We start from the raw sequence: 22083 nt of genomic DNA, 5'->3' as shown, positions 1-22083 counted from the left end.
TTAATTTCCGCCTTCACTCTTCTGTTTGCGCGCATAGGCGTCAATGATATCACGCACCAATTTATGACGGACAACATCCTTTTCATTCAGTTCAATCAAGCCAATGCCCTTAACGTCTTTTAAAATCGAGATGGCTTCATTCAAACCGGAACTTTGTTTTTTCGGAAGATCAACCTGTGAGGTATCCCCTGTAACAATCATTTTGGAATCAGGGCCCATACGCGTGAGGAACATTTTCATTTGCATGGGTGTGGTGTTTTGCGCTTCATCCAGCAGAATAAAGGCGTTATTTAACGTACGACCGCGCATGTAGGCCAAAGGCGCTATTTCAATGATTTCGCGCTCCATATAATATTGAAGCTTCTCGTATGGAATCATGTCGTTGAGTCCGTCATAAATTGGGCGCAGGTACGGGTCAATCTTTTCTTTCAAATCACCGGGAAGAAAACCCAGGTTCTCCCCTGCCTCCACTGCGGGGCGAGTTATGATTATTTTCTTTACCTGTTTATTTTTGAGTGCCCGCACGGCCAGTGCTACTGAAATGTAGGTCTTGCCTGTACCCGCAGGACCGAGTGCAAACACCAGGTCGTTTTCTTTCACCAGTTGCACCAATCGTTGTTGATTTGGGGTTTTGGCTTTAATCGGTGTGCCTTTGGTTCCATGAAGAATCAACTCTTCACCCGCAACCTGCGACTGAACAATTTCCTGCTCACGCGAAACATAATCCTTCACATTTTCTTCGGTAATAATGCCGTACTTATGGTAATGGTCCATCAGCGACTGGAGGATATCATCAATCTGAATAATCTCATCGGCACTTCCGCGAACCATGATCTGGTTACCCCGCGCCACAATACGGCTTTTAGGAAAAGCAGATGCCAGTTCGGTGATGTTTCGGTTTTCAATCCCCAGAAAATCAACCAGGGATACTTCCTCAAGGGTTATTACTTTCTCAGTCAAAATACGGGATGCAGTTTTTACGGATAATAAATGCTGTTAAAAGTGTTTATTTTTGCCAGTAAACTTACAAAAGAACACGGGGAGCATCAATACATGGCCATTATTACCCTGCTGACAGATTCGGGAACAAACGACCACTATGTGGCGGCTATCAAGGCTAAAATCCTGTCGGTCAATCCGGGTATCCGAATCATCGACATTACCCATGCCATTGCTCCGTGCGATCTGGCACATGCCGCTTTCATTTTGCGGGGTATTTTTCGTGATTTCCCAAAAGGCACCGTGCACCTGGTAGGTGTGCATGCCACGGGTAACCGAAACGATGCCGCAATCGCCTTGCAGGTGGAAGATCATTTTTTTGTTGGCGCAGATAATGGCCTGTTTGGCTTGGTTACCGATAAAGCCCAACAGAACCTGGTTGAACTGAATACACTAACTACTTCAACTACTACCTTCCCGGAAAAAGAAATTTTTGCTCCGGCTGCAGCCCGATTAGCCAGTGGAGTGGGCATCACATCGCTTGGAAAACCGCTACCTACCTTCAAAAAAATGATCGACCGGCAGATGAAAGCCACGCGAAAACAAATTACCGGTCATGTGCTTCGGGTGGATAATTTTGGCAACCTGTTGACCAACATTACCAAAGAAGCCTTTGACGTACTGAGTCAGGATAAAGTGTTCACCATTCAGTTTGGTGGGGAAAAGTTCAGAAAGCTCCATACCCAATACAACCAGGCCGAGGAAGGAGAATGTTTTATTGTATTTAACAGCCTGGGTTTAATGGAAATCGGAATCTACAAAGGCAATGCCTCGGAATTGCTGGGCCTTGAATACGATAGCGTGGTAAACATTATCTTTGACGACTAACTTTATGCTGATCAGAATTGTACGCATGCATTTTACGGAGGCCGGTGTTGACGAATTTTTACAAATTTTTAACACCAACAAAGAGGCCATCCGAAACTTTGAAGGATGTACCCATCTTCAACTCTTAAAAGATGTTGATAACCCCAACACCTACACGACTTTAAGCCATTGGAAAGATGCGGAGTGCCTGGAGCGATACCGCAAGTCAGAGCTTTTCGGCAATGTTTGGGGGGGCATAAAAACCTTATTTGCCGAGCGTTCGCAGGCATTTTCGCTCCAGAAATTTATTGAATTGTAGATTGTTCAAACGGTAATCTTTACCCATATTTGCAGCCCAACAAACAGGCCGGTAAACGGCCTGGCGTTCTTCAAAAAGCCCGGATGGCGGAATTGGTAGACGCGTTGGTCTCAAACACCAATGGTAGCAATACTGTGCCGGTTCGACTCCGGCTCCGGGTACTAAAAAAGGTGCGTTTTTCGATCAGATTAACGCACTTTTTACCGACTTCAACAAACTGTGCCAAGAAACTGTGCCACGGTACCCATATAAACTGGCTAAGCTGGTGCATCACAACTACGATGTTACTAAACGCTGGTATGTCGATTTCTCTGCATGGAACGTTAAGACTGAACGCCTGGAACGCAGGCGACTGTTCGACCCACTAAACCGTAAAAAAAATACGCTTGCGCAGCGCCTTGATATCGGCCGCGAAATGGTAAGCATTGTTAACGCGCAGCTCACTGCCGGCATGTGCCTGGGCCGCGATGAAATTACAGCCGAACCACCAGCCAATATTAAAACCATGCGCGTAAGTGAAGCGCTGCTATTCTTTAAAGATCACAAGGAGGCAGGCGGTTACCGCAAAAGTTATTACCGCAGTTACGTTACACTGGCCACCAATTGGCTGGAGTATGTTGATGCACGCAAGCAAACCGATTTTGAATTACGGCAGCTCGATGCCAACGACCTGCACGCGTGGTTTACCTGGCTCAAAAAAGAAAAGCAGATTGCCAACAAAACACACAACAAGTACCGAAGTGATTTTAATATTTTCATCAGGTGGGTAATGAAGCGATACCCCGGCTCGTTCAAAAAAAATCCGGTTGAAGATGTCCCCATACTGAAAACCGTTGCGCGTAAACATGCTGCATTTAGTGATGAACAAATGAAGGCAATATTGGCCCTTTGCCTGGATAAAGACTACACGCAACTATGGCTGTTTATTCACTTTATTTACTACACACTTGCCCGGCCAAACGAATTGATGCAGCTACGCATACACCACATTGATGTGAAAGAAAACCGGTTATTTATACCCGGTACCATTAGCAAAAACCGAAACGATGAATGGGTGGCCATTGCTCCACCGTTGCTGCGCGCTATTAAAAAAGCAGCCATCCTGAAGGCGGATCCTCAGCATTTCATTTTTGGCAAAAAGCAAGCGCCTGGCGAGGCCATGCCGTACCGTAGCACATTTTGGGAGCGAAACGTTAAGGTGCTGAAGGAGCTAAACTATACCGACCGGCCCTACGATATTTACAGTTACAAGCATAGCGGTGCTATTAGCTTGTACCGGGCCACAAAAGATATTAAGCTGGTGCAACGCCAATGCCGGCACCAAAGCATTGAACAAACCAACACGTATTTGCGCGATTTGGGATTGATGGACGACCACCAGGCGTTACAACACTGGAAAGGATTTGCCGAATAGGCATTATATTTGGTTACTGTAATCAAAAAAAATATACCAATGAAAAAACTGTTCCTTGCACTCATTGCCGTAGCAGCTATGGCAATGGCGTTTACAAAAGTTAATGAGCGTAGCCACGCCAAAGTTGAAAAGTATTTTGGTATGGATGTTTACATTTATAGCGAACCACTTGCCAGGTATGAAGTGCTGGAGGAAAAAAGTTTGAACGTGGCGATGGGTTGCAAAGAATGGATAATTGCACCCATACGTAAAGCTGGTAAAGTTAATGGCGCTGAAGGTGTTATTATTGATTTTCCTGAACCCGGAAAAATGCAGGGTATCAACTACAAAGTAATACGCTACGTTGATTGATTTTTCTTTTTCTTCTCCGCTTTGTGGGCACTCCACCACAACCCCCCAATAATACTTAATGCAACAAGCGCACCAATCCAACCAAACCCGGCCTGCATAATGGCCGGGCTTTCTTCACCCGGCTTACCAGGTGCCTGCATGTTTGAAAATACTTGATTACCGCGTATGCTGTAAACGACACCATCAGGTGCAGTTAACACTAGTCTATCTACCTTGTTAAAGTCGTAGCCTTTGGCTTGCACAGATTTTACAATATCAGCGGGGAATTTGTAGGTTAACAAATCGTTAGGATTTTTTTCAGCCACCTGTAAAATGCCCTTTGAGAAAAAAAAGTCCGCCAACTTGGCCTGTATTTGGGCTTCATACTCTCTTTTAAGCGTGCCGGATATTAAAAGGCTATTTGTTGTACTTAATGGAAGTATTGGTACAAATGTACTTGCATGTCCATCAATTAAAACAAGCAGATGAAATCTATTAGCCGGATCCTTCGGTATAAGCTCCATATATTCAAGCCCGTTAATGGTTACGCGCTTCATGGTATGCGTGGCTGGTTTGTTGCCCAGCTTAATTAATGCCGCAAATGCACCTAATACAGCTCCAACGGCTGTACCAATAACCGGCACAGCTGTACCAAACCCTGCCCCTGCTGCTGCACCACTGGCAATAACGCTAGCCTTACTACCGGTTGGTGTAGTCTGTGAAGCAATGTTTGTAATGGTATTAATTTGATCGGGTGTAACGGTTACACCCAACCCGGAAAGTGCAAAGGCGTTCATAAAAAATTTGGTTTTTACTTTTTCTTCTTCTTGCCAAAAATTGCCCACGCGGCCAAACCAGCAACGGCAACACCGCCAACAATCAACACGGTTTTCATGGTGTTGTTTTGTTGTGGTATGGGCTGTGGCTGAAAGCTGCCGCCATACGTTGGCGTTTGTGTGGCCGGTTGCTTTACGGCATTAATTACGTTGGCAGCACTATCGGCAGCTTTAAAAAGCGTATCCCAAAAGTTAGCCTTTTGCTGTGGTGGCGCTGGTTGCGTTGTGGTGGTTGCAACCTGCTTAATCGGGTCGTTAACCTTTACGGTTGTGAGGTATGAAGTATCTACAAACATAAAATATGGGTTTACATGCTTACCGGTTCGGCCGGTTCCGTTTGTTCTTTAACAAGTTTTTTGATTTGCTGCTTTTGCTTTTGTTCTTCTACCAGGGCATCAACCATAAGTTTATCGGCTTTGGTTTTAAAGTTGCTATCGAGGCGGTTTTTACGCAGGATCAGTTTGCGGTTGCGGATCTCTCCGGCAATATCTACAATGTGCTCCCAATCACGGCCACCCCTAAAGTCGCCTTCTTTGGTGGTTTGCACAATGAGGAAAAATAATTTGTTCGGGTACTTTTTATCCAGGCGCTTTACATCGTGGCTGGTTAGGCCCATGCTGTTCACGCTATCGAAGAAAATCACATCAAAGTGTGCCAGGTGATCTTCCACCAGTTCACCGGAAAAGCTCAAATTAGGATGGCCGATTTTAAACGTGGTTAATTTTTCGGCCAGTGTGCTTTTGCCGTATTCTTCTTCAGCCACGTACAACACCTTTTTACCATTATTGGCAAAGTGTTGCGCAAGCTGGAGCAACTTAACCGTTTTACCGTGGCCGGGCTGGCCCCATATCATTACGTTGCTATCGCTGTTAAGGCGATGAAACTCCTTTTTGAACGGACCTAAATCGTGCTCATAAAATTGTATGCTGGTAAGCTGATCGGCACCGGCCAGTCCATTGAGTGATTTAGCCATTTTAGGTTTACGCTTTTCCACTTTCGGTTTTAAATTTATTGAAGGCTCCGCTGCGGCCTTGCCGCGCTTGTTACGATCCACAGGTGGCAGTGGTCTTTTACTTTCTCGCTTCAACTTAGGAGCGTTCACCACTTTAGTTTTTTTACCCCGGCTTTTTGGTTTAAAGGCTTTACGCTTTTCCTTCTTACTTTTTTTCTTAACCGGTTCAATATCGTTTTTGGTATGTACCACTTTTACTGAAGTAAGTTTTATCGGCTTTAATTCAACCTGCATGGTGTGGCCGTTAATCTGTGTAATTGCCTTTGCCAGTTTCTTTTCGATATCCAAACACTCTACGCCAAACGGTACGTGTGCATCAATTCGCCTGCTGTCAATGTCTTTTTTTAGGGCAGCATGAAATTTTACCAGGGCTTTTTTGGTAATCAGGTTGCCGTTAAGGCGATTGTAATGGCGTATGTGCTTTTCGGCTATTCGCATAGTTCAATTAAAAATTAGCTCCACCCGGATGATCCTTTATACTCCTTGCGGAATTTATCAAGTGTTATGTTCAAGGCTTCTTCATAGGTATATCCAAAATTGCCTATCAAATAGTCAATTTCCCTGATCTCATGCGGTTCAAGGTTCAGGTAATCGGTGCTTTTTTTGCGCCACGGCTTAAAGTAAAGCAGCGCGGCCAGCCCGGCAATGCCTACACCAATCCATATTTTGTTTTGCGTGCTCATTTATTTTTGGCTTTACGTTTAACGGTTGCAATGGCCTTGCTGGCTTTTGCTTTTAGCTTGTGCCGGTTGGCCCATAACAACCCACCACCAATACTCAAGGCCAGCAACCAGCCTAACCACCCGGGCACACCGGCTTGTTGCGGGGTGGGTTGTGTGGCGGGTGTTAGTGGCTCCAGTTTATCGGGTAAAATCAACACCTGGCCGGGGAAAATCAGATCCGGGTTTTTCAAATCGTTAAGCTCAGCAATTGCCGGCCAAAGGGCCATGTTGCCCAATACATCGCGGGCAATTTTGCTTAGTGTGTCGCCTGGTTTTACGGTGTAGGTCATACGTTTTAAATTAAGGTTGCCAAACGCCCAAATGGTTTACAGTTGTGTAGTATTTATATCTTATTATCACATCAACACCATTAGCCCATGTTCCGGTTTTTCGTAAAATGTTTACTGTACCTGTTCGTGTATCAACAAATCCTTCCGCATTGGTTCCGTCAAGTAAAAATCCATCAAATGAAAGCACTTCATCCGTTTCCACTTCAACATCTTCAATAAATTTATTGTCCATCCCATATAGCGCCTGCAATTCAGCTTCCACTAAATCAAGGCTTCCATCGGATGTTGCCAATACACGCTCAACTTCTGTACTTAACACCCCGGCTATTTCGGTTGATCCGTTTAGTTCAAGGAAGTTACCCGCTGTAATTGTACCTGAGTAATTAATATTTCCTGTGTTTACAACTGTAATATCTGTACCAACTGCATGGATTCGTACCACACCATTGTAGTTAATGGTTCCATCTAATAAACTCGCTCCGTCAAAATAGTTGGCTTTCAGGTTTTCAAGTGTTCCGCCACCTGTTATGTAAACATCCTGCTCAAAGTTAAAATTAACTGTGTTTGCATTAATTGTTTTGTTTGCTGTTGTAAGTAAAGGTTTATTAACCATTACCCGTAAGGTTCCGGTTTGAAGCATACCACCTGCTACTATGCTACAATTGTCAACTTCAAGTTGAGTTCGTAAGTGTGGCCGCAAGCGTGTATAATCCGACCAGCGTGATGTGTTTATGGATGAATCTTTAATTATTATTTTTCCACCCACCACTTGCGAAACATCCCATTCGGCAAACCCGTCATCTTCTTTCAGGAAAAATCCGCAATAATATTTATTATCTACAACGGTTAACCCTTCAATGTACATAAGTTGAGGGCCAGCGGTTTCATCAGCAACATTACCTACGTAAATCAAGGCTTGTGCAAGCTGCGCACCACCCGGTTCAGCGTTACCCGGTGTAAATAAACTTACAGTATCGTCAACATCAACTTCGCAATCAATTAAATTAAGCGTTGGGTTTGCACCGTTAACAATAAATAAAGCCTGAGAGGCATTAAACTCTTTATTTTTTAACTTTAATGTGGTGTTGTTAAATGTAATCGAACCACTCATAAAGAGTTCACCCGTAATTATACCACCATTTATAATGCAATCAGTTGGGAAGCTGCCATAAATATCTGTATGATCGGGTTGTACATCAACAAGTGTCATTTCAGCATAACCAATGGTAGTTTGGTAATGCAGGTTTACCAACCGTGTGCTGTTAAGCAGTTGGTTTACATTGGTTGGTATTTTGTTGCTTGAACGAAAATCGCCTTCAATGTTATCTTCACAATAAATTACGTTAAAGTCTGCGCGGTATTCAGGATCAGCGATAACAGGCCCACCACCTGATGCAGAATATAATCTAAAGGCAAAGGCAGTATTTCTAATCAAATTCAGTTGGTCACCACGTATCAAAATATTTGGATGTATGTATGCACCTGAGCCAAGAATATCGCCTGCTGTAAAGCTCGTTATTGATCCGGCAACGATAACCCCGTTATCCACAAGGTTTAGTGTTTCAAACCTAAACATTTGGTAATTGGCAGCGCTCGAAGCAAAAAAGTTAATGCCTATTTCACTCTTTTCAATGGTTACTTCGCCTGTAAATTCGAGTTCACCACGTTCAATACTTAGCAGGAAGTGCCTGTTAAACCCGTAGGTTTGAAGGTTATCGGCTGAAATATAAACCGCTTGATGACCGTTTGGTGGAATAGAGTACACAAAAACATTTCGGTGGTTTTCATAAATCCAAAATCTACCATATTCCTCATAATCGGCAACTGAAATGGTAGGTTCAAAAGCAGTACCAATAAATGTGTATGCGTTTGATCGGTCGTTGGTGGTGTTAATATCGTTGGTTACCGTTATGGTACCCGCTATTTCATCCCAACTTGCAATGGTGTTTACTTCACCAATGGTTTCAAATTCATAGTTGATTAAAATTGTTTTGCCCACTTCAAGGTTATCCCAAAAGCCAGCACGGGCGGATTCATTCAGCTCAATTAATTTTGGATTAGCGCTTTTTCTCAACGTAACATTATAGGTTTCAAGCTGACCACTCAATACATCATTTGCAGTCCATTTACCACCGCCTGTAAACTCTAAGGTGCCTCCTGAATTAACTTTAAAAAGCACATAGCGTAAATGATCGTTTGCAAACGGGAATACATTAACAGTAAATGGTGCATTAATGCGCAGCACTTCATCGGCATTGATGTTTACTTTACCGTTTGTTACGGTATCACCCTGATCGGGTTCTGCATAAATTTCAAGGTAATCGGTAATCTGTAAAACGGTTTCTGTATCAATAGCTCGCAAAGCCTTTTCTTTCAACACATTCATGTTGTTTACACGCATGGCTGTAATTTCTTCAAAAGAGGCTTCGGGATACAGTGTTTCAAGTTCACCGTAAATGAACGCCCCTTCTATAGGGGCTTCCTCAAAAAAATCCTGAAGATCGTCCATTACACCATCTAAATCCTTATTTCCTATAATCAAAAAACTCATTGGGCTTGTTACCTGTGAACCTGCTGTGAGTGTACCCGCGTTATTTTGGGCAAGTACAAAATAGTTATGTGTAGGTACTGTTGTTGAAGCGTGGCTGCCTGTATTTATTTCACCATTAGCTGAAACTGTTACGGTTGTTCCATCACGTTTAGCAGACAAATAATTAAACTCTGCACTTGGTGTATATATTACAGTAACTGCTGTACCTGAATTAAATATAGCTGAAAAAGCATCGCTGTTATTGCGTGGTGTTAATACTGCGCGTTGCGATGATGCTGATCTAACTCCGGTAATTTGGCTTGTGTTAGCCACCGGATTAAACTGAACAATTCCTATAAACGCACTGTTTTGTTGGTACTGTGTTAAAGAGGAAAGAGAAAATCCAGCATTATAATAAGCTAACCCGTCAGATTTTGTGCCTTCTTCGCTATCCCAAATTAAAGCACCACCATTAGCTACTTCGGTCAGTCGATGCGTGGATGGGTTTTTCCATTCAATCTCTCCAAATTGTTTTGATCCATCGTTGGCTATAAAATAAATTTTGTCTGCGTTATCCCAGGTTCCGTCAGCCAACCACCTACGCAATAATTGATCCTGCCGGATTTGATAGGCTAATGTAGGTTTCGTTATGCCCCATGTTGTAGCCTGAGCGAGAATAGCTAAATACTCGTCAGAAAAAACGTAGGCACCGCCCATTGCCATCAATATTTTCCGTAATCCACTCATACAATAATTTTGCAGGTGTATAGTATTGTACCAGCGTTAGCATTACCCTGATTATCGTAGTTTAAAAATTTGGCGAAAAATATAAGTTCATTAACTGCACCATCAGTGTTTGAAATTTCATCGTTGGCCATGTTCACCCATGTATAGGCTGGGTCAAGGGTTATGGTGTCGCCATTCGCTGTAATGCGTACTGAATCAGTACCACCCGGAATAGCATCACCATCAATAGTAATGGTTAAATTATCATCTTGAACGTAATCTGGCCAAACCGTTCCAATTGGGTTATTCATGGCTAAAGAACCATTAAAAGTTACCCGGTTAGATCCTTTGTTTACCTGATCGGGGCTTACAAATTTTCCATTTGGTGAAATCCCTGGTTCGATTACATCACCTGTACTTAGCCTTCTGAATAATGATCCCATGTTATTGCTTTTTAATTTTTCGTTTGTCGAACGCGTTGTTAATGGTTTCTTCAACTATGGTGCGCAGCGCAGTGCTATCACCGGCTACGGTATAGTTTTGGTGTAAATGCAAATTAACGGTGCCGCGTGTGTTTTTAATTTTATCCAGCTCCGTGCCAATGGCGGGCGGGCAATTGCAGTCGGGGCACCTGGGTATGTTTACCACCGGTTTGCTATCCACCACAATGTTTGGTTTCAATACTTTGGCCTGAAACACCATGCCACCAAAGAAGCTGCCACCGGCAATGAGTAGCGGTAAACCAATTTTTGAAAGTATGGCTGTGCTGATCATTTGTTTTCGCGTTTATGTTTGAGGTAGCGCCAATACATACCGGCCCCACCGGCAATGATTGATCCGGTTAATAAAATAGCCTCCAGTATTTGGTTGAGGTCGGCAATGGTGTTTATGCCTATAACTGTAAATCCTAAAATCGAAAGTTTTTCTTCAAAATTCATAGTTCAATCAATCCAGTTTGCGGTTGCTGTAATTTGTTTCGGTATTCGATACTTCACATATACGCCATCGCGGCTGCCGGCATCGTTGGTGTTGCCTTCAACGGTACGTACTTTAGTTGCGGTCCATTCGTCAACAAAGCCTACGTGTGCAATGCGTTTTTTGCTTTGGTAATACAGGCCAAACACATCGCCTGGCAATGGGTTATGGGTTAGCCTATCTTTTGCAAACCAACTTGGCGACCATGCCGCAGCCTGCGGACCTATTACGCCACAGTGGCGCATGTTCCAGTTTACAAAAGCTGCGCACCAGGCGTACCCTGGGCCAAGCTGTGTGCTGGCCAGGTACTTTTCAACGTGGTGGCCATCGTTATTGCCGGTTGCTTCGCGTACACCTATTTCAGCACGGTATGTTTCAACTACACATTCGCGTTGGGTTTTGGTGGCCTTAATTAAGCTGCTTACCGGTGGCTGAATAATAACCGGCTTTTGCTCAGGCACACAACCTGAGCACGTAAGCATAAGCAGAAACAATGCGGTAAGCACTGCCGCCAGTATTACATTGCCCCGTGGCGCGTTATTTTTTACACTGTAAACCATACGGTTGCGCAGAATAAAAAGGTGAACACTAAAAACATGATAAAGGCCAGCTTGGCCATGCTGAATTTGTAGCCCTCCAGCGGCTTGCTGCCATCGCTTTCTAAAAATTCATCGAATGCCTTGTGTAAGCCTGGCGCAGTAAAAAATACCAGCGCGAAGGATAATCCGCTGGCAAAGCAAAGCACACATGCCGCGTAAATAATCGGGTGAATGTAACCGGCATCAAACTGGCCCGCTGTTGGATCAAAAATGCGGTACACAGGTGGTGCAATAAAAAACAGTGCGCTGGCTATGGCGAAGCCAAACCACCCGTTAAATGTTTTCAATATTTTTTTAAAGCGTGTCATACATCAATTTCATTTCCATACTGATCAATTCCACCTAAGCCGTTTAGATTAGTCATAACCATGTAGCGCAACGGTGTTTTATAACTTACGTGCACATGCGTTGGGTAAATAATTAACTGATCGAACGGTAAACCTGATTTTTTTAGTGCTTCGGCCACTTCGTTGGGTGTCATGCCGGGTACGCTGAAATCAGTTGCGCGGCCGGTCATGTGATCGCTGGTGGAAGATCCGCCAACGGCTGCATTAACTAATGGTGAACGGTAACCGGATGAAGGTACAATTCTGCGTTCGGGTGTTCCGGCTGGCCGTATTCTGTTCAGGTAATCGCGAAAGGGTTGCAATACGTTTTGAACCAGGGTGCGCAGGTTATTTATTTCACTTTCACCCGGTACGTTATCGTAACCGGTGGCGGTTTGAATAAACTCATCCAACGTAAAGTTTGTGCCCAACCTAATGGCATTGAGGTTGCCTACAATGCGCTGGCGGTTAAGTACCGCTGCACCACCGGCAATAAGCAAGGCCCACCAATACCATTTTATATTTTTCATGCCGCCTGCGATAGTTTACCCTGGATAAATGATTTACCATACGTTGCAGCCAAATAAATGCCGCCACCAATAAGCAACACGGGCAATCCGTACTTTTTCAGGTAGTAGCCCACGGGATCAGTTCTGCGGGCTTCTTCTTCCTGCTCTTTTTTAACTTCTTGTGCTACGGTTATGGCTCCCTGGTCTTTTAACCCGCTGCCGCTGGCAGCTTCGTTGGGCACGTAGTAAACTTTAGGTGCAGTTCCTGGTGTGTAGCTACTTTCAAACATTAACCAGCTACGGCCATCGGCTTGCTCAGGTCGTAAATAACTATACACAATACCAATGGGTTGCCCGGCCTTTACGGTGCCCACTACGGATGGTGTTCCTCGTGGGCCGCTGTACAATTTTGTATCAACGCTGGCGGTAATGGTTTTGCCGATGATCTGATTTACTGAATAGGTTTTACCACCAATTTTAATCTGATCGTATGCCAACACGCTACCCAACTGCTGGCAGTCGCAGCCTAAACCTGAAAAACCTGAAAGTGCAAATGCGTTCATATCTTTCTAATGTTCGTTACCTGTTTCGGTATGGTGTTTACTTCCTGTGTGGCACCGGTCCATGTGCCGGATGCTTCGCGGTTTTGGCCGCTGCCGGTTACGCGCACATTGGTAAACCCGATTTTTATAAATTCTTTCGCCACTATTTCGTTGCTGGCTATGCTTTCAATCCATGAAAGTTTAAGCGCAGCTTTATACGCTGTATTTTTTTCAAGTACCATACGCCATGCTTGCCGTTCCGTTACTCTTTACAATGGTGCTGCCGTTTTTAATGATGTTGACCAGCCGGCCAATCAGTTCGGGCAATTTGGTTTTATCCTGCACGGTATTGAGTGCGGTAATAAGCGTAGCAAAGCTGAGCTGCACGGGCTTATCCTGGTGGGCAAACCATTGCAGTAATTCCATTATCACTGCGTTGGTTTCTTCATCGCCACCCAATTGTTGTGCCTGCATAGGCATAATGCCACCCGGTGTAAAAATGCCGCGTAAAATATCGGCTATTACCGGGCCGGTGTGTGGGTTATCAAATAGCCCTTTGGCGTGCTCCAGCAACCCGCTTAACCCGGATGGTTTTTCGTGCTGGCGCTCAATTTCTTTTATCTTTTCTTCGGTTTTAATTTCGGCCAGTTGGTTGCGTAGCTTTTCGGCTTCTTCTTTATATTTTTCAGCCCGCTTGCTTTGCTCTTTGGCTTCACTTTCCCACCGGTCAACGTCTTTATTCAGCATGTTGAATACATACTGCGTTTGAATATCCATGCCTGAAGGCATTGAAATGCGTTCGCGTTTCATTACCGGTTTTTCATCATCAGTTTTCTTAAACAGGTTGCCTTGCAAACCGGGTTTATCCGGTTGTGTGGCGGTTAGTTTTTTGGCAATGTTATGTTGCCGCCTGCACCACGGGCTGCAATGCTCCTGGTTAGGCTTTAGCGGTTCAAATTCTTTTCCGCAGGTGGGTAAGGCACATTTGCTCATGTCAGTTTTATTATTTTTTTACTGAGTGCGTTCATAATTTCCTGTTGGTCTTTTGCAAGGCCAACAATTTCAATGCGGCCACGTATCTGCACCTGGTTGCTGGTGGTACGGGCTTCAAGCAAGGTTTTAAACTTGCCATCGGTTACCTGGCTGGCAACCGGAAAAAATTCGATAAAGTCTTTTTCTTTCATTACACAACTTTTACAAATGATATGATGGCAAAGAAATTCCATCGGTAAACTGTAACGCTTCCGCTATCGTAGGCAACCCGTATATCATCCAAACCACCACCTACGGCTGAAATGGTTATTGTTGGTGTGTCGCCACTATCTTCTTTACTTACCAAATCGGTGTTGGCTCCAATCTGTACCGGGTCGGCTGCTCCATCTTTACGAAAACTGGCTGAAATAACTTTGCTTATGCCTGCGCCTCCATCTTCAGCAATACCTTGTGCAAAAAGTAAAATGGTTGCAATGGCATCGGTTATGGTGTCGGATAAAAATATGTTTCGATCCATGTTACCAGCTGCGCCAGCTGTATCCCAAAACCCCCAATTCACAAACTGCGCATTGTTGTATGGGTTGGCTGCACTTTCGCGCAGGTTAAACCCGTTGCCGCCATTTTGTGAAATAACATTGCCCGGTATAACCATATCGGCACCATCCCACGAACCAAAACCGGCAAATGCTCCGGCATTGTTGTATTGTATTGCCTGGTCGCTTCCGCCTGCGGGTGTGGTTGCACCTATGTAATCGGAAAGTTCTTGCCAGTTAGTGTTATCGTTTATGTCGGTGTTGCTCAGGCCACGTACTAAAATCCATGCAACGTTGTTGGCGGGTGTGCCATCTTCAGTAACCTGGATAATCATACCCCACCTGCGCGGCTGTATGTTGTTACGCGCAGTAAGGTCCGTTACCGTAAGGAAAAAAAACGCTTCGTGATTTTGTACGCCTGCAAACATAGGTTAACACTTTGAGTAAACGGTAATCAATGCTTTTCCGCCACTTGTGCCATCCCATTTGATGTACAGTTTATTGCCAGCAATGTCGAAGCCTTCAAAACCGTATTGCAAGCTCGTGGCTGGTGGTATGTAGTTACCCATGTTGGCGGGCTGATTCCAGCCCACCATCATATATTGGGTACTATCAAAGGCATTGCGTATAACTACGGCAACCACATCTTCATCAAGGCCAATGGCATCTTGCGGGCTGTGTGTTGCCTGGTTAACGGCAATTTCGTTAATGCGCAAACTTCCCATGTGTGTGGCTTTTTACTTGGGTAATTCAGTAAGGTCGCGGGCCAGCAGTAAAACCATTTGGCCGGTTAGGGCTGTGTTGGTGTTTACGGTTGGTGTTACGCGGCCATAGAAATTATCGCCACTGGCATACGGAATGTTGACTTTCATCATTTTATCGTCCGGGCCTACGCCACTGTTGGCGTTCCAGGCGTTAATGTTAATGTCGTCAACCCATGTTCTGCGCTTGTCGCGGGCACCTACGTTGTAGAGGCCGGCAGCAGCGCCACCGTTGGCGGTTTCAAAAAAGCCAATGGCAATGATGCGGTTGTAATCGCGATCAAGCTGCACACTGGTTTCTATAATTGAATTGGCAGTAGCGTTGGCACTTTGGCCAAGCTCAATAACCTGCCTGCGATATTGTCTTTCCATTGCTTCAAAATTTCAGTTGGTGGGTGTTGTTTTAAATTTTCCCTTTGGCCCCACCCACCGGTGAAGACAAAGGGAAATTTGCTTACACTGCTTTGCTGAAATTTTTTAGCGCAGGCGGGCCTGGCAACCTTTAAACAATACTTCCATGGCGTAAGTAGTGTTGGCTGCACTTGGCACAGTACCGGCCAGGTTAATATCCACTTCAACCTGAAGTTGCTCAACCCATACCTGCGGGTCGGCCAGTTCGCCACCGTCAAAGTTCAAGGCGCTTCCGCCACTAACGGCTGCTTTTGATCCGTAGTCGGTTACGGGGCTTTCAATCTGCACTTCGCGGTTAAGCTGCACAATCAATTCACCGTTGCGCAGGGCATCATCCATTGAGGATAATACTGAGCTGTATCCGGCTAATGCTGCGGGGCTAAGTGATGCGCTGGTGTTATCAGTTGTGTAACCTACTTCAATGCGATCATAGCAGAAGTTGTAATACTGTGGTAGTTGTCCTTTATCCAAATTGCTAATACCTACGCTTTCGCTGGTTGCGGCATTGATCAACGCCTGGCGACCACTTAAACCGGTAATTGCTCTGCGGATGTAATAGGTAATGTTATCCCACTTGATAGCGCCACCGCGCAGGGCATCCAACGTAATTGCGTTACCCTTCATACGGATGTAGTCATACAGTTTTTTCTGAGCGCGGGTAAGTGGTGGTACTTCCTGACCATCAACAATAAGTTGCGCAGGAATGATAGTCATGCCGGCAAGTGATACACCAGCCACCAGGCCATTTACCAATGCTTCAGGTCCAAGAACAATAGTTGCAACCAGCGTTATGGCCATTGCAACAAAAAAGAAAAGGTTTCGAGATTTCATGTCGTTTTAAAAATTTTGGTTTCACGTTCATTTTTATCGATTCTTTTTTCGGTTGCTTTTTTTGTACGGGGTTTGGGGAGTTGGAGAATTTTTTTTACCTGCGGCCTTCAAGCTGGTAGGCATTGCCTAACCGGCCAAAGCCTTCAAGCTTAAACGCAGTTGATCCGGGGGTGCCTGCGCCTTCAAGCGCATACGCATTACCTAAACCACTTACCTTACCCGGTATACGGTCGTAAGCTGCATTGCTTTCGGTCCAGTGTGTTGGGGGGTAGTGCCCTGAATTAACGGCATGGCCCTGGCTTACGCCACCCAAACCGGTAGGCAGTGCGCTGTGTACACGGGCCATAAATGAACCCTCGGCACCACCTGCGGTAAGGCGCTTAACGGCATTGATAAAACCCACCAGCCCTAACGCAAACGCACCGGACTGCACCAAATCATTTTTGAATTTCTTGTCGGCTAACAGCGCAAGAAACATTACTGCAACGCCTGGAGCTACTTTGCTCAGGAAGTTGCCCACCACCGGAATACGTGCCAAAAAGGTCAGATCCGGTATTCTGCTTACTACCATGTTACCGATAACTAAACCGGCAACACCGGCCCCAAACTTTGCTGCGGGTGCCGTTACTTTTTTTACAGTTGCTTCAACTTTCATTTTCAGATGATTAAAATTTACACTTCGTTTTATCACGTGCTTTTGGCTTCGGGTGCCTTAGCCAACGGCACGGTGATGCTTTTCAGGCTTATGCCTTTGGTTTTTTTACTTTTGGTTGCTTTGGCCCTTTAGGTGCTTTAGGTGCCTTTGGCGCTTGTGGTTTTTTGGGTGCCTTTACTTGCGCACTTGCCTTACGACAAAACTGCGCGTACTTATTATCAATGTTTCGGTACACGCAACCGTTGTGCTCAAAGTGTTCGCCAATGGCAACGGGTTCAACTTCTATTTCGGTTCCGTGGTGCGGACCTTCGTTTAAAAAAATTACTTGCTTACTCATGCTTTTAATTTTAGAGGTGTAACACTTTTATTTTTTTGCGCTTTACGCCACCTAAACCGGGTGGTAATCCCGTGCCGGATCCATTGTTTTTCATGGCGCTTAACGCAACACCGGCAACCATCAACAAACCCCACCAGTTGGTGCCGGCTTCTTTTACTTCGGGTTGTGTGGGTTGCGCAGTTTCTTGAACAGGCTGCGCAGTGGTTTGTACCTGGTCAATTGGTTTTTTTACGGCCACCGGTTGGTGAATAGCCTGGTTAATTTGATCGGCTTCGGTTTTTGTAATAATGGTGGGCACGTTAACGGTGCCTTGTGGCGTATCAACCTTTAAAAAGCTGCCGTTGGTGGTTGGGTTAATGGCTACTTCATATGGTATGCCGTTATCCTGTAAAAATTCTTCAGTAGGTACAAAACCTTGTTGCTTAATGGTGGCATTGTCTACGTATGTGCGCAGCTTGCTTAATTCTTCTACGCTTTTTTGTGCCACGGTTGGGGTGCTGCATTGGCCCAATGTGCCCATGCCTACACCATCTAAATATTGTAATGCCATAGGAAAATCCTTTTTAGCTGTAAAATCAACTTCGTAATTGTGCTGGTTGGTTACCGGATCCAGCACGTAGTATTGCGTGCGGTTGGTTAGCTCAATGTTTTCGTTGCGCTGGTCTTTCGGTACCACAATGTATATGTGGCTCCACTCTTTGCCCGAATAGCGCGTAATGCGATATTTAAACTTTATGCCCTGGTTGGTCAGTAATGATGCCAGCAACACAGCAAAACAATCGCAGTCGCCTGCTAAATCGTGTACCAATCGCCTGGGGCTTCGTATTTGTTCGTGCTTTGGATCATCTTTTTTATAGGCGATGTAATCCAAAATAAAATGACTGTTGTTGCGCAACGTTTGTTCAAGTGTTGCGCCCTTCAGGTGTGCCGCCAGCTTTTTTGTTTGCCATAGTGTACGCTTTACCTTGTCGATGATCAGCGGCATGGTGTCTTTTTCAACATCGGGCACGGATGGTTTTACCGTTACATTATTGTCGGCAGGCTTTGGTACCAGGCCGCGCAAATTCGCAGGCATAGGCTTTACGCTGCGTGCGCCACCGGGTACCAGGCCAAGATGTTGTAACAGGTTATGCCACATTTTTGAAAAGCTGTTTTAAATACACCTGTTTGAAAATATCCTGCGTAATGGGTATGCCGGTAATGGTTACCGTTAATTCCAGCTTTACATCCAGCAACGGGTTTTGATTGCTCAATACGGATAGTAAATTGTTTAGTGTGTTTGATCCGGAAAAAGGATTGAACGCCTTCAGGTTAATTTGAGGAAACAAAGTAACATCGGTGCTATCGTTAGGGTTGATGTTAAAACCTTGTGTGGGTGGTGCCTGGCCAAAGGGCACATACATGCCATTTTTCAAATAGAACATTTTTAGTGAGGCACTTTGAATGGGTGCATACAATGGGCTTGGGTTGTTGATGCGCAGCTTTACCGGCAGGGTAAACACATTATCTTTTATAGAAGGCTGAAAAAAGTCGATAAGCTGTACGGTAATTTGGCCGGCCCATGCTTTAGCCTTTTGCGCCCCTTTCAATAAAACAAAGGCGGCTGCTCCCAGGCCCGTAACGATCAATACTTTTGCCGTTGTAGTCATTTCAAGTTGTTTAAAAAAAGGCGGCTTTCACCGCCTTTTCTCCTTTACCCCTGTACATAAGCTCCAAAAAGAATCGAATGCGCACGTAATATGCGCAGGTTTTATTTACCGGCACCGGTTACGCCCTATTTGTTATGAATTGAGCTTAATTTTAACTATTTTTATAGTGTAAATGGCACACTTTAAACCCTGAAGCACATGCCGAAACTGATCCAAACCCGTACCCGATTGGGCCAACTTTACGGGGTAGACAAACAAACCATTTCGTGTTGGTTAAAGCGCATTGGTATTATGCACAGTTGCGCACTTACACCCCTGGAGCTGGAATTGTTTGTAACCAAATACGGTACACCTGAGCAATTGAAGAAAGTAAGCGAATTGCTTAACGGTTAACGCTAATGCCCCAATAGTTTGCACCGTTGCTCCTATTGGCTGGCGGATTTGAAACACTAAACTAAAATATATGGATGAATTTGTAATAGGATTTATGAGCGAGGAGCCTGATGGCCTCACCCCAATAGATATAGTTATGGACGTGACGGGGCTAACTTATGACGAAATCAAATCATGCTGTAAGGTAATCACCATCCCTGAGTCAGAACCAAGCCAGCCAGAAAAAAATGAAAAATAGTCGCAATGGTGCAAACTTGGTGTTGGCAACTGTGCCGCCACGAAGCGTGGGCAACCGAGGGAAAAAGCTCTGCGCCCGAAGGTTATTGAGGGTGGCGGCATTGTTGCCAATGTATCAAGTGTATATGGCGTAAAATGGGCGAACACGAACTATCTACAAAACACTGAACAGCAAAAAGAAAATTAAAGCCGGAGGGCGGAAACTCACAATTATGAAAGCTACTGTAAAAATTGAAAAAGAAGTCGAATTGAAAACTCTTTCAGTTCAGGCAAATGTGCGCTATTGGGATGATGCAACTATTAATGGTGTTGATGATAAAGAGGGAACGCTAACACCATGTAAAAAAGGTGCTTGCTGGTGTCCAGAAATTGATATTGAAACTGGACAAATTACCAACTGGCAGAAAGGGGTAAAAGCCGACATTCATTTTAAAGTATGTGATGAAGGTGTTTATACACTGAAAGATGATGAAGGTAATGTAATTCAAGAGCGTGAAGGTTACGTTCCAAAATGTATGTCACCAAAAGAACCTGGTTATGGTGATTACATTATCATGAGTGTTAACGAAGATGGATTTATTGAAGGTTGGAAATTTGACCCAGATGATTTTATTGAAACCGAAGATTAATTATTTGTCGTGCGGTGGGGGCTTTAATTTTCTCTTTTTGCCTTCACCACACTTCAATCGAAGAACAAAACTTCAACGCCTATTTTATGACATATACACGTTGTTATAGGCTGGTTTTTGGGCGCGTTGGCTTGGCGCACATGTGGGCTGGATCGCGCGGCCTCCGGCATGGGTGCGACAACTCAGAGGAAAAAACTTGCCTATAATGTATCAAGTGTATAACCAGTGCAAAAAGGCGAACACAATAGTAACTATGAAACACACACTAAAAATATTTTTAAATGCGAAGCGGGGGAATTGAATTACTGAATATTGATTGCATGGAGTATATGAAGGGTGTTCCTGATAAACACTTTGACTTGGCAATAGTGGACCCTCCATACGGGAATAATTTGTCCGGTGGTAGGTCCGCTAAAAATGGGTGGAACCAAAGTATTGATTGGGAGAAGTGTAACAAAGGGTGGAATTTAGAAATACCAAAACCCGAATACTTTGCGGAACTTCAGCGCGTGTCTAAAAATCAAATCATTTGGGGCGGAAACTATTTTGCAAACCTATTGCCGCCTTCTGAATGTTGGTTGATATGGGATAAAGGGCAAAGGGATTTTAGTTTAGCAGATGGTGAAATGGCTTGGACTTCTTTTGATAAAGCCATGAGAATAAAAACCATTCATAGAGCGGTGGCAAATCAAGAAACTAAAATACACCCAACTCAAAAACCCGTTAAACTTTACCAATGGATTTTAAATAGTTTTGCAAAAGAAAATGATAGAGTTTTAGATACTCATTTAGGAAGCGGCTCAATTGCAATAGCTTGCAGTGAGTATAAAGTAAACCTTACCGCTACTGAAATTGATAAGCAAATATATGAAGCAGCCTGTATTCGGGTATCTCAATCACTTGCTCAAATCTCAATGTTTTAACCTATGAGCGCGGGGGCATTTAAAAATATTTTTCTTTCACTGAACTTCACTACGAAGCACACACGTCAACGCCTTTTTGCATTGGTTATACACAGTGTTATAGGCTGGTTTTTGGGCGCGTTGGCTTGGCGCACATGTGGGCGGGTTTGCGCGGCCTCCGGCATGGGTGCGACAACTCAGAGGAAAAAAACTTGCCTATAATGCCTCTGGTGTTTGCGTTCGGGCGATAAGTATTGATGAAACTATTTTTAAAACACTAAACATAAAACTTAAATTTTTGAGCGATGGGAATATTCACTAAAAAACCAACAACATTTATCACACTTGAAATTGACAGTGTACCGGGGCTATTTGATTACCCAAAACATTTACCTATTCCAAGAATAGATGAGGTGATAATTTTTGAAAGCCATCACGGAAAAGTGAGAGAGGTGAGACACATGACAAGTGGTACGGTACATGAAGTAAAAATAGTGTGCGGGAAAATTTAAGTTTTATGTTGCCAAAAACGTCATTCGATATCCTGTCACTAAGCCTGACGCAAACATGGTGTTGTGTGGCTGCGAAGTGTCGGACGTGGGTGGGGCAGCTTACGTTTGGCGTGCGCGTTGGGTGGCCGCTTGCGCACGGGCATGTGGGTTTGTGTCAACGGCAGCGCGCCACCTCGTAGGCAGCCAAATGGCACACAATAATTCAGTACATGCACCAAAGCCGTTTGCCAACGGCTTTTTTTGTGCGCAGCATGGTGCATGTACGGTATTGGCGCACGGTTTTTCTGCAGAAATTTCTTGATCA

The 22083-nt window shown here is 44.5% G+C and carries 35 protein-coding genes and 1 tRNA gene; 11 read left to right on the top strand and 25 right to left on the bottom strand.

Features of this window, described 5'->3' with window-relative positions; genetic code table 11:
- Nucleotides 1–960, bottom strand: a complete 960-nt coding sequence (locus QY309_04895; GenBank protein ID WKZ60818.1) for a PhoH family protein — start codon at nucleotides 958–960, stop codon at nucleotides 1–3.
- A gap of 30 nt (nucleotides 961–990) precedes the next feature.
- Here QY309_04895 and QY309_04890 point away from each other — a divergent pair, with 30 nt between their 5' ends.
- The 5 genes from QY309_04890 (at nucleotide 991) to QY309_04870 (ending at nucleotide 3890) form a co-directional block, all read left to right on the top strand.
- The gene (locus QY309_04890) at nucleotides 991–1827 is read left to right on the top strand and encodes an SAM-dependent chlorinase/fluorinase (GenBank protein ID WKZ60817.1); all 837 of its coding nucleotides are present in this window, start codon (nucleotides 991–993) and stop codon (nucleotides 1825–1827) included.
- A 4-nt stretch (nucleotides 1828–1831) separates the two neighbouring features.
- Entirely contained in the window at nucleotides 1832–2125 is a 294-nt protein-coding gene (locus tag QY309_04885) for an antibiotic biosynthesis monooxygenase family protein (GenBank protein WKZ60816.1), read from the top strand.
- A gap of 77 nt (nucleotides 2126–2202) precedes the next feature.
- Nucleotides 2203–2286, top strand: a tRNA-Leu gene (locus QY309_04880).
- Nucleotides 2287–2357: 71 nt separating this feature from the next.
- On the top strand, nucleotides 2358–3539 hold the full coding sequence (locus QY309_04875; GenBank protein WKZ60815.1) for a tyrosine-type recombinase/integrase: 1182 nt from the start codon (nucleotides 2358–2360) through the stop codon (nucleotides 3537–3539).
- A gap of 39 nt (nucleotides 3540–3578) precedes the next feature.
- Nucleotides 3579–3890 (top strand): hypothetical protein, encoded by a 312-nt coding sequence (locus QY309_04870; GenBank protein WKZ60814.1) that lies wholly within the window; start codon nucleotides 3579–3581, stop codon nucleotides 3888–3890.
- Here the strand turns inward: QY309_04870 and QY309_04865 are convergent.
- The 24 genes from QY309_04865 to QY309_04750 form a co-directional block, all read right to left on the bottom strand.
- A complete protein-coding gene (locus QY309_04865) occupies nucleotides 3878–4666 on the bottom strand; it encodes a hypothetical protein (protein WKZ60813.1) in 789 nt (262 codons plus the stop codon). The genes QY309_04870 and QY309_04865 overlap by 13 nt on opposite strands.
- 14 nt (nucleotides 4667–4680) lie before the next feature.
- A complete protein-coding gene (locus QY309_04860) occupies nucleotides 4681–5001 on the bottom strand; it encodes a hypothetical protein (GenBank protein WKZ60812.1) in 321 nt (106 codons plus the stop codon).
- Nucleotides 5002–5012: 11 nt separating this feature from the next.
- Entirely contained in the window at nucleotides 5013–6155 is a 1143-nt protein-coding gene (locus QY309_04855; GenBank protein WKZ60811.1) for a hypothetical protein, read from the bottom strand.
- Between the two features lie 14 nt (nucleotides 6156–6169).
- Nucleotides 6170–6400: a hypothetical protein gene (locus QY309_04850; GenBank protein WKZ60810.1), complete on the bottom strand. Its 231-nt coding sequence runs from the start codon at nucleotides 6398–6400 to the stop codon at nucleotides 6170–6172.
- Nucleotides 6397–6729 (bottom strand): LysM peptidoglycan-binding domain-containing protein, encoded by a 333-nt coding sequence (locus tag QY309_04845; GenBank protein ID WKZ60809.1) that lies wholly within the window; start codon nucleotides 6727–6729, stop codon nucleotides 6397–6399. The genes QY309_04850 and QY309_04845 overlap by 4 nt, the downstream gene beginning before the upstream one ends.
- Before the next feature lie 10 nt (nucleotides 6730–6739).
- The gene (locus QY309_04840) at nucleotides 6740–10006 is read right to left on the bottom strand and encodes a hypothetical protein (GenBank protein WKZ60808.1); all 3267 of its coding nucleotides are present in this window, start codon (nucleotides 10004–10006) and stop codon (nucleotides 6740–6742) included.
- Entirely contained in the window at nucleotides 10003–10428 is a 426-nt protein-coding gene (locus tag QY309_04835; protein ID WKZ60807.1) for a hypothetical protein, read from the bottom strand. The genes QY309_04840 and QY309_04835 overlap by 4 nt, the downstream gene beginning before the upstream one ends.
- Nucleotide 10429: 1 nt before the next feature.
- A complete protein-coding gene (locus QY309_04830; protein ID WKZ60806.1) occupies nucleotides 10430–10759 on the bottom strand; it encodes a hypothetical protein in 330 nt (109 codons plus the stop codon).
- Entirely contained in the window at nucleotides 10756–10923 is a 168-nt protein-coding gene (locus QY309_04825) for a hypothetical protein (GenBank protein ID WKZ60805.1), read from the bottom strand. The genes QY309_04830 and QY309_04825 overlap by 4 nt, the downstream gene beginning before the upstream one ends.
- A gap of 3 nt (nucleotides 10924–10926) precedes the next feature.
- Nucleotides 10927–11520: a CHAP domain-containing protein gene (locus tag QY309_04820; protein ID WKZ60804.1), complete on the bottom strand. Its 594-nt coding sequence runs from the start codon at nucleotides 11518–11520 to the stop codon at nucleotides 10927–10929.
- Entirely contained in the window at nucleotides 11505–11867 is a 363-nt protein-coding gene (locus QY309_04815; protein WKZ60803.1) for a hypothetical protein, read from the bottom strand. The genes QY309_04820 and QY309_04815 overlap by 16 nt, the downstream gene beginning before the upstream one ends.
- Nucleotides 11864–12415, bottom strand: a complete 552-nt coding sequence (locus tag QY309_04810; protein WKZ60802.1) for a D-Ala-D-Ala carboxypeptidase family metallohydrolase — start codon at nucleotides 12413–12415, stop codon at nucleotides 11864–11866. The genes QY309_04815 and QY309_04810 overlap by 4 nt, the downstream gene beginning before the upstream one ends.
- The gene (locus QY309_04805) at nucleotides 12412–12957 is read right to left on the bottom strand and encodes a hypothetical protein (GenBank protein ID WKZ60801.1); all 546 of its coding nucleotides are present in this window, start codon (nucleotides 12955–12957) and stop codon (nucleotides 12412–12414) included. Before QY309_04805 ends, QY309_04810 begins: the two co-directional genes overlap by 4 nt.
- Nucleotides 12954–13178: a hypothetical protein gene (locus tag QY309_04800; protein WKZ60800.1), complete on the bottom strand. Its 225-nt coding sequence runs from the start codon at nucleotides 13176–13178 to the stop codon at nucleotides 12954–12956. Before QY309_04800 ends, QY309_04805 begins: the two co-directional genes overlap by 4 nt.
- On the bottom strand, nucleotides 13168–13929 hold the full coding sequence (locus QY309_04795) for a hypothetical protein (protein WKZ60799.1): 762 nt from the start codon (nucleotides 13927–13929) through the stop codon (nucleotides 13168–13170). Before QY309_04795 ends, QY309_04800 begins: the two co-directional genes overlap by 11 nt.
- Entirely contained in the window at nucleotides 13926–14120 is a 195-nt protein-coding gene (locus QY309_04790; GenBank protein ID WKZ60798.1) for a hypothetical protein, read from the bottom strand. The genes QY309_04795 and QY309_04790 overlap by 4 nt, the downstream gene beginning before the upstream one ends.
- Entirely contained in the window at nucleotides 14120–14890 is a 771-nt protein-coding gene (locus tag QY309_04785) for a hypothetical protein (GenBank protein ID WKZ60797.1), read from the bottom strand. Before QY309_04785 ends, QY309_04790 begins: the two co-directional genes overlap by 1 nt.
- Nucleotides 14891–14893: 3 nt before the next feature.
- Nucleotides 14894–15187 carry a hypothetical protein gene (locus QY309_04780; protein WKZ60796.1) on the bottom strand — a complete coding sequence of 98 codons (294 nt, stop codon included), beginning with the start codon at nucleotides 15185–15187 and terminating at the stop codon, nucleotides 14894–14896.
- A gap of 12 nt (nucleotides 15188–15199) precedes the next feature.
- Nucleotides 15200–15595 (bottom strand): hypothetical protein, encoded by a 396-nt coding sequence (locus tag QY309_04775; protein WKZ60795.1) that lies wholly within the window; start codon nucleotides 15593–15595, stop codon nucleotides 15200–15202.
- Between the two features lie 105 nt (nucleotides 15596–15700).
- The gene (locus QY309_04770) at nucleotides 15701–16465 is read right to left on the bottom strand and encodes a hypothetical protein (protein ID WKZ60794.1); all 765 of its coding nucleotides are present in this window, start codon (nucleotides 16463–16465) and stop codon (nucleotides 15701–15703) included.
- Nucleotides 16466–16559: 94 nt separating this feature from the next.
- A complete protein-coding gene (locus QY309_04765; protein WKZ60793.1) occupies nucleotides 16560–17120 on the bottom strand; it encodes a hypothetical protein in 561 nt (186 codons plus the stop codon).
- A gap of 88 nt (nucleotides 17121–17208) precedes the next feature.
- Nucleotides 17209–17457 carry a hypothetical protein gene (locus QY309_04760; GenBank protein ID WKZ60792.1) on the bottom strand — a complete coding sequence of 83 codons (249 nt, stop codon included), beginning with the start codon at nucleotides 17455–17457 and terminating at the stop codon, nucleotides 17209–17211.
- Between the two features lie 10 nt (nucleotides 17458–17467).
- Nucleotides 17468–18595: a hypothetical protein gene (locus tag QY309_04755; GenBank protein WKZ60791.1), complete on the bottom strand. Its 1128-nt coding sequence runs from the start codon at nucleotides 18593–18595 to the stop codon at nucleotides 17468–17470.
- Nucleotides 18585–19106 (bottom strand): hypothetical protein, encoded by a 522-nt coding sequence (locus QY309_04750; GenBank protein ID WKZ60790.1) that lies wholly within the window; start codon nucleotides 19104–19106, stop codon nucleotides 18585–18587. Before QY309_04750 ends, QY309_04755 begins: the two co-directional genes overlap by 11 nt.
- A 198-nt stretch (nucleotides 19107–19304) precedes the next feature.
- Between QY309_04750 and QY309_04745 the strand changes: the two genes are divergently transcribed.
- From QY309_04745 to QY309_04720, 6 genes are all read left to right on the top strand, one after another.
- The gene (locus tag QY309_04745; GenBank protein ID WKZ60789.1) at nucleotides 19305–19499 is read left to right on the top strand and encodes a hypothetical protein; all 195 of its coding nucleotides are present in this window, start codon (nucleotides 19305–19307) and stop codon (nucleotides 19497–19499) included.
- A gap of 70 nt (nucleotides 19500–19569) precedes the next feature.
- Nucleotides 19570–19737 carry a hypothetical protein gene (locus tag QY309_04740; protein WKZ60788.1) on the top strand — a complete coding sequence of 56 codons (168 nt, stop codon included), beginning with the start codon at nucleotides 19570–19572 and terminating at the stop codon, nucleotides 19735–19737.
- A gap of 211 nt (nucleotides 19738–19948) precedes the next feature.
- On the top strand, nucleotides 19949–20365 hold the full coding sequence (locus tag QY309_04735) for a hypothetical protein (protein ID WKZ60787.1): 417 nt from the start codon (nucleotides 19949–19951) through the stop codon (nucleotides 20363–20365).
- A gap of 320 nt (nucleotides 20366–20685) precedes the next feature.
- The gene (locus QY309_04730; GenBank protein ID WKZ60786.1) at nucleotides 20686–21288 is read left to right on the top strand and encodes a DNA methyltransferase; all 603 of its coding nucleotides are present in this window, start codon (nucleotides 20686–20688) and stop codon (nucleotides 21286–21288) included.
- 284 nt (nucleotides 21289–21572) lie between these two features.
- On the top strand, nucleotides 21573–21779 hold the full coding sequence (locus tag QY309_04725) for a hypothetical protein (GenBank protein ID WKZ60785.1): 207 nt from the start codon (nucleotides 21573–21575) through the stop codon (nucleotides 21777–21779).
- 55 nt (nucleotides 21780–21834) lie between these two features.
- Nucleotides 21835–22080, top strand: coding sequence for a hypothetical protein (locus tag QY309_04720; GenBank protein WKZ60784.1), 246 nt, complete (start codon nucleotides 21835–21837; stop codon nucleotides 22078–22080).
- Nucleotides 22081–22083 lie beyond the last annotated feature (3 nt).

It is taken from the genome of Cyclobacteriaceae bacterium (assembly GCA_030584025.1).
In the GTDB taxonomy this organism is placed as follows: domain Bacteria; phylum Bacteroidota; class Bacteroidia; order Cytophagales; family Cyclobacteriaceae; genus UBA2336.
This window is presented reverse-complemented; position numbering and strand designations above follow the sequence as displayed.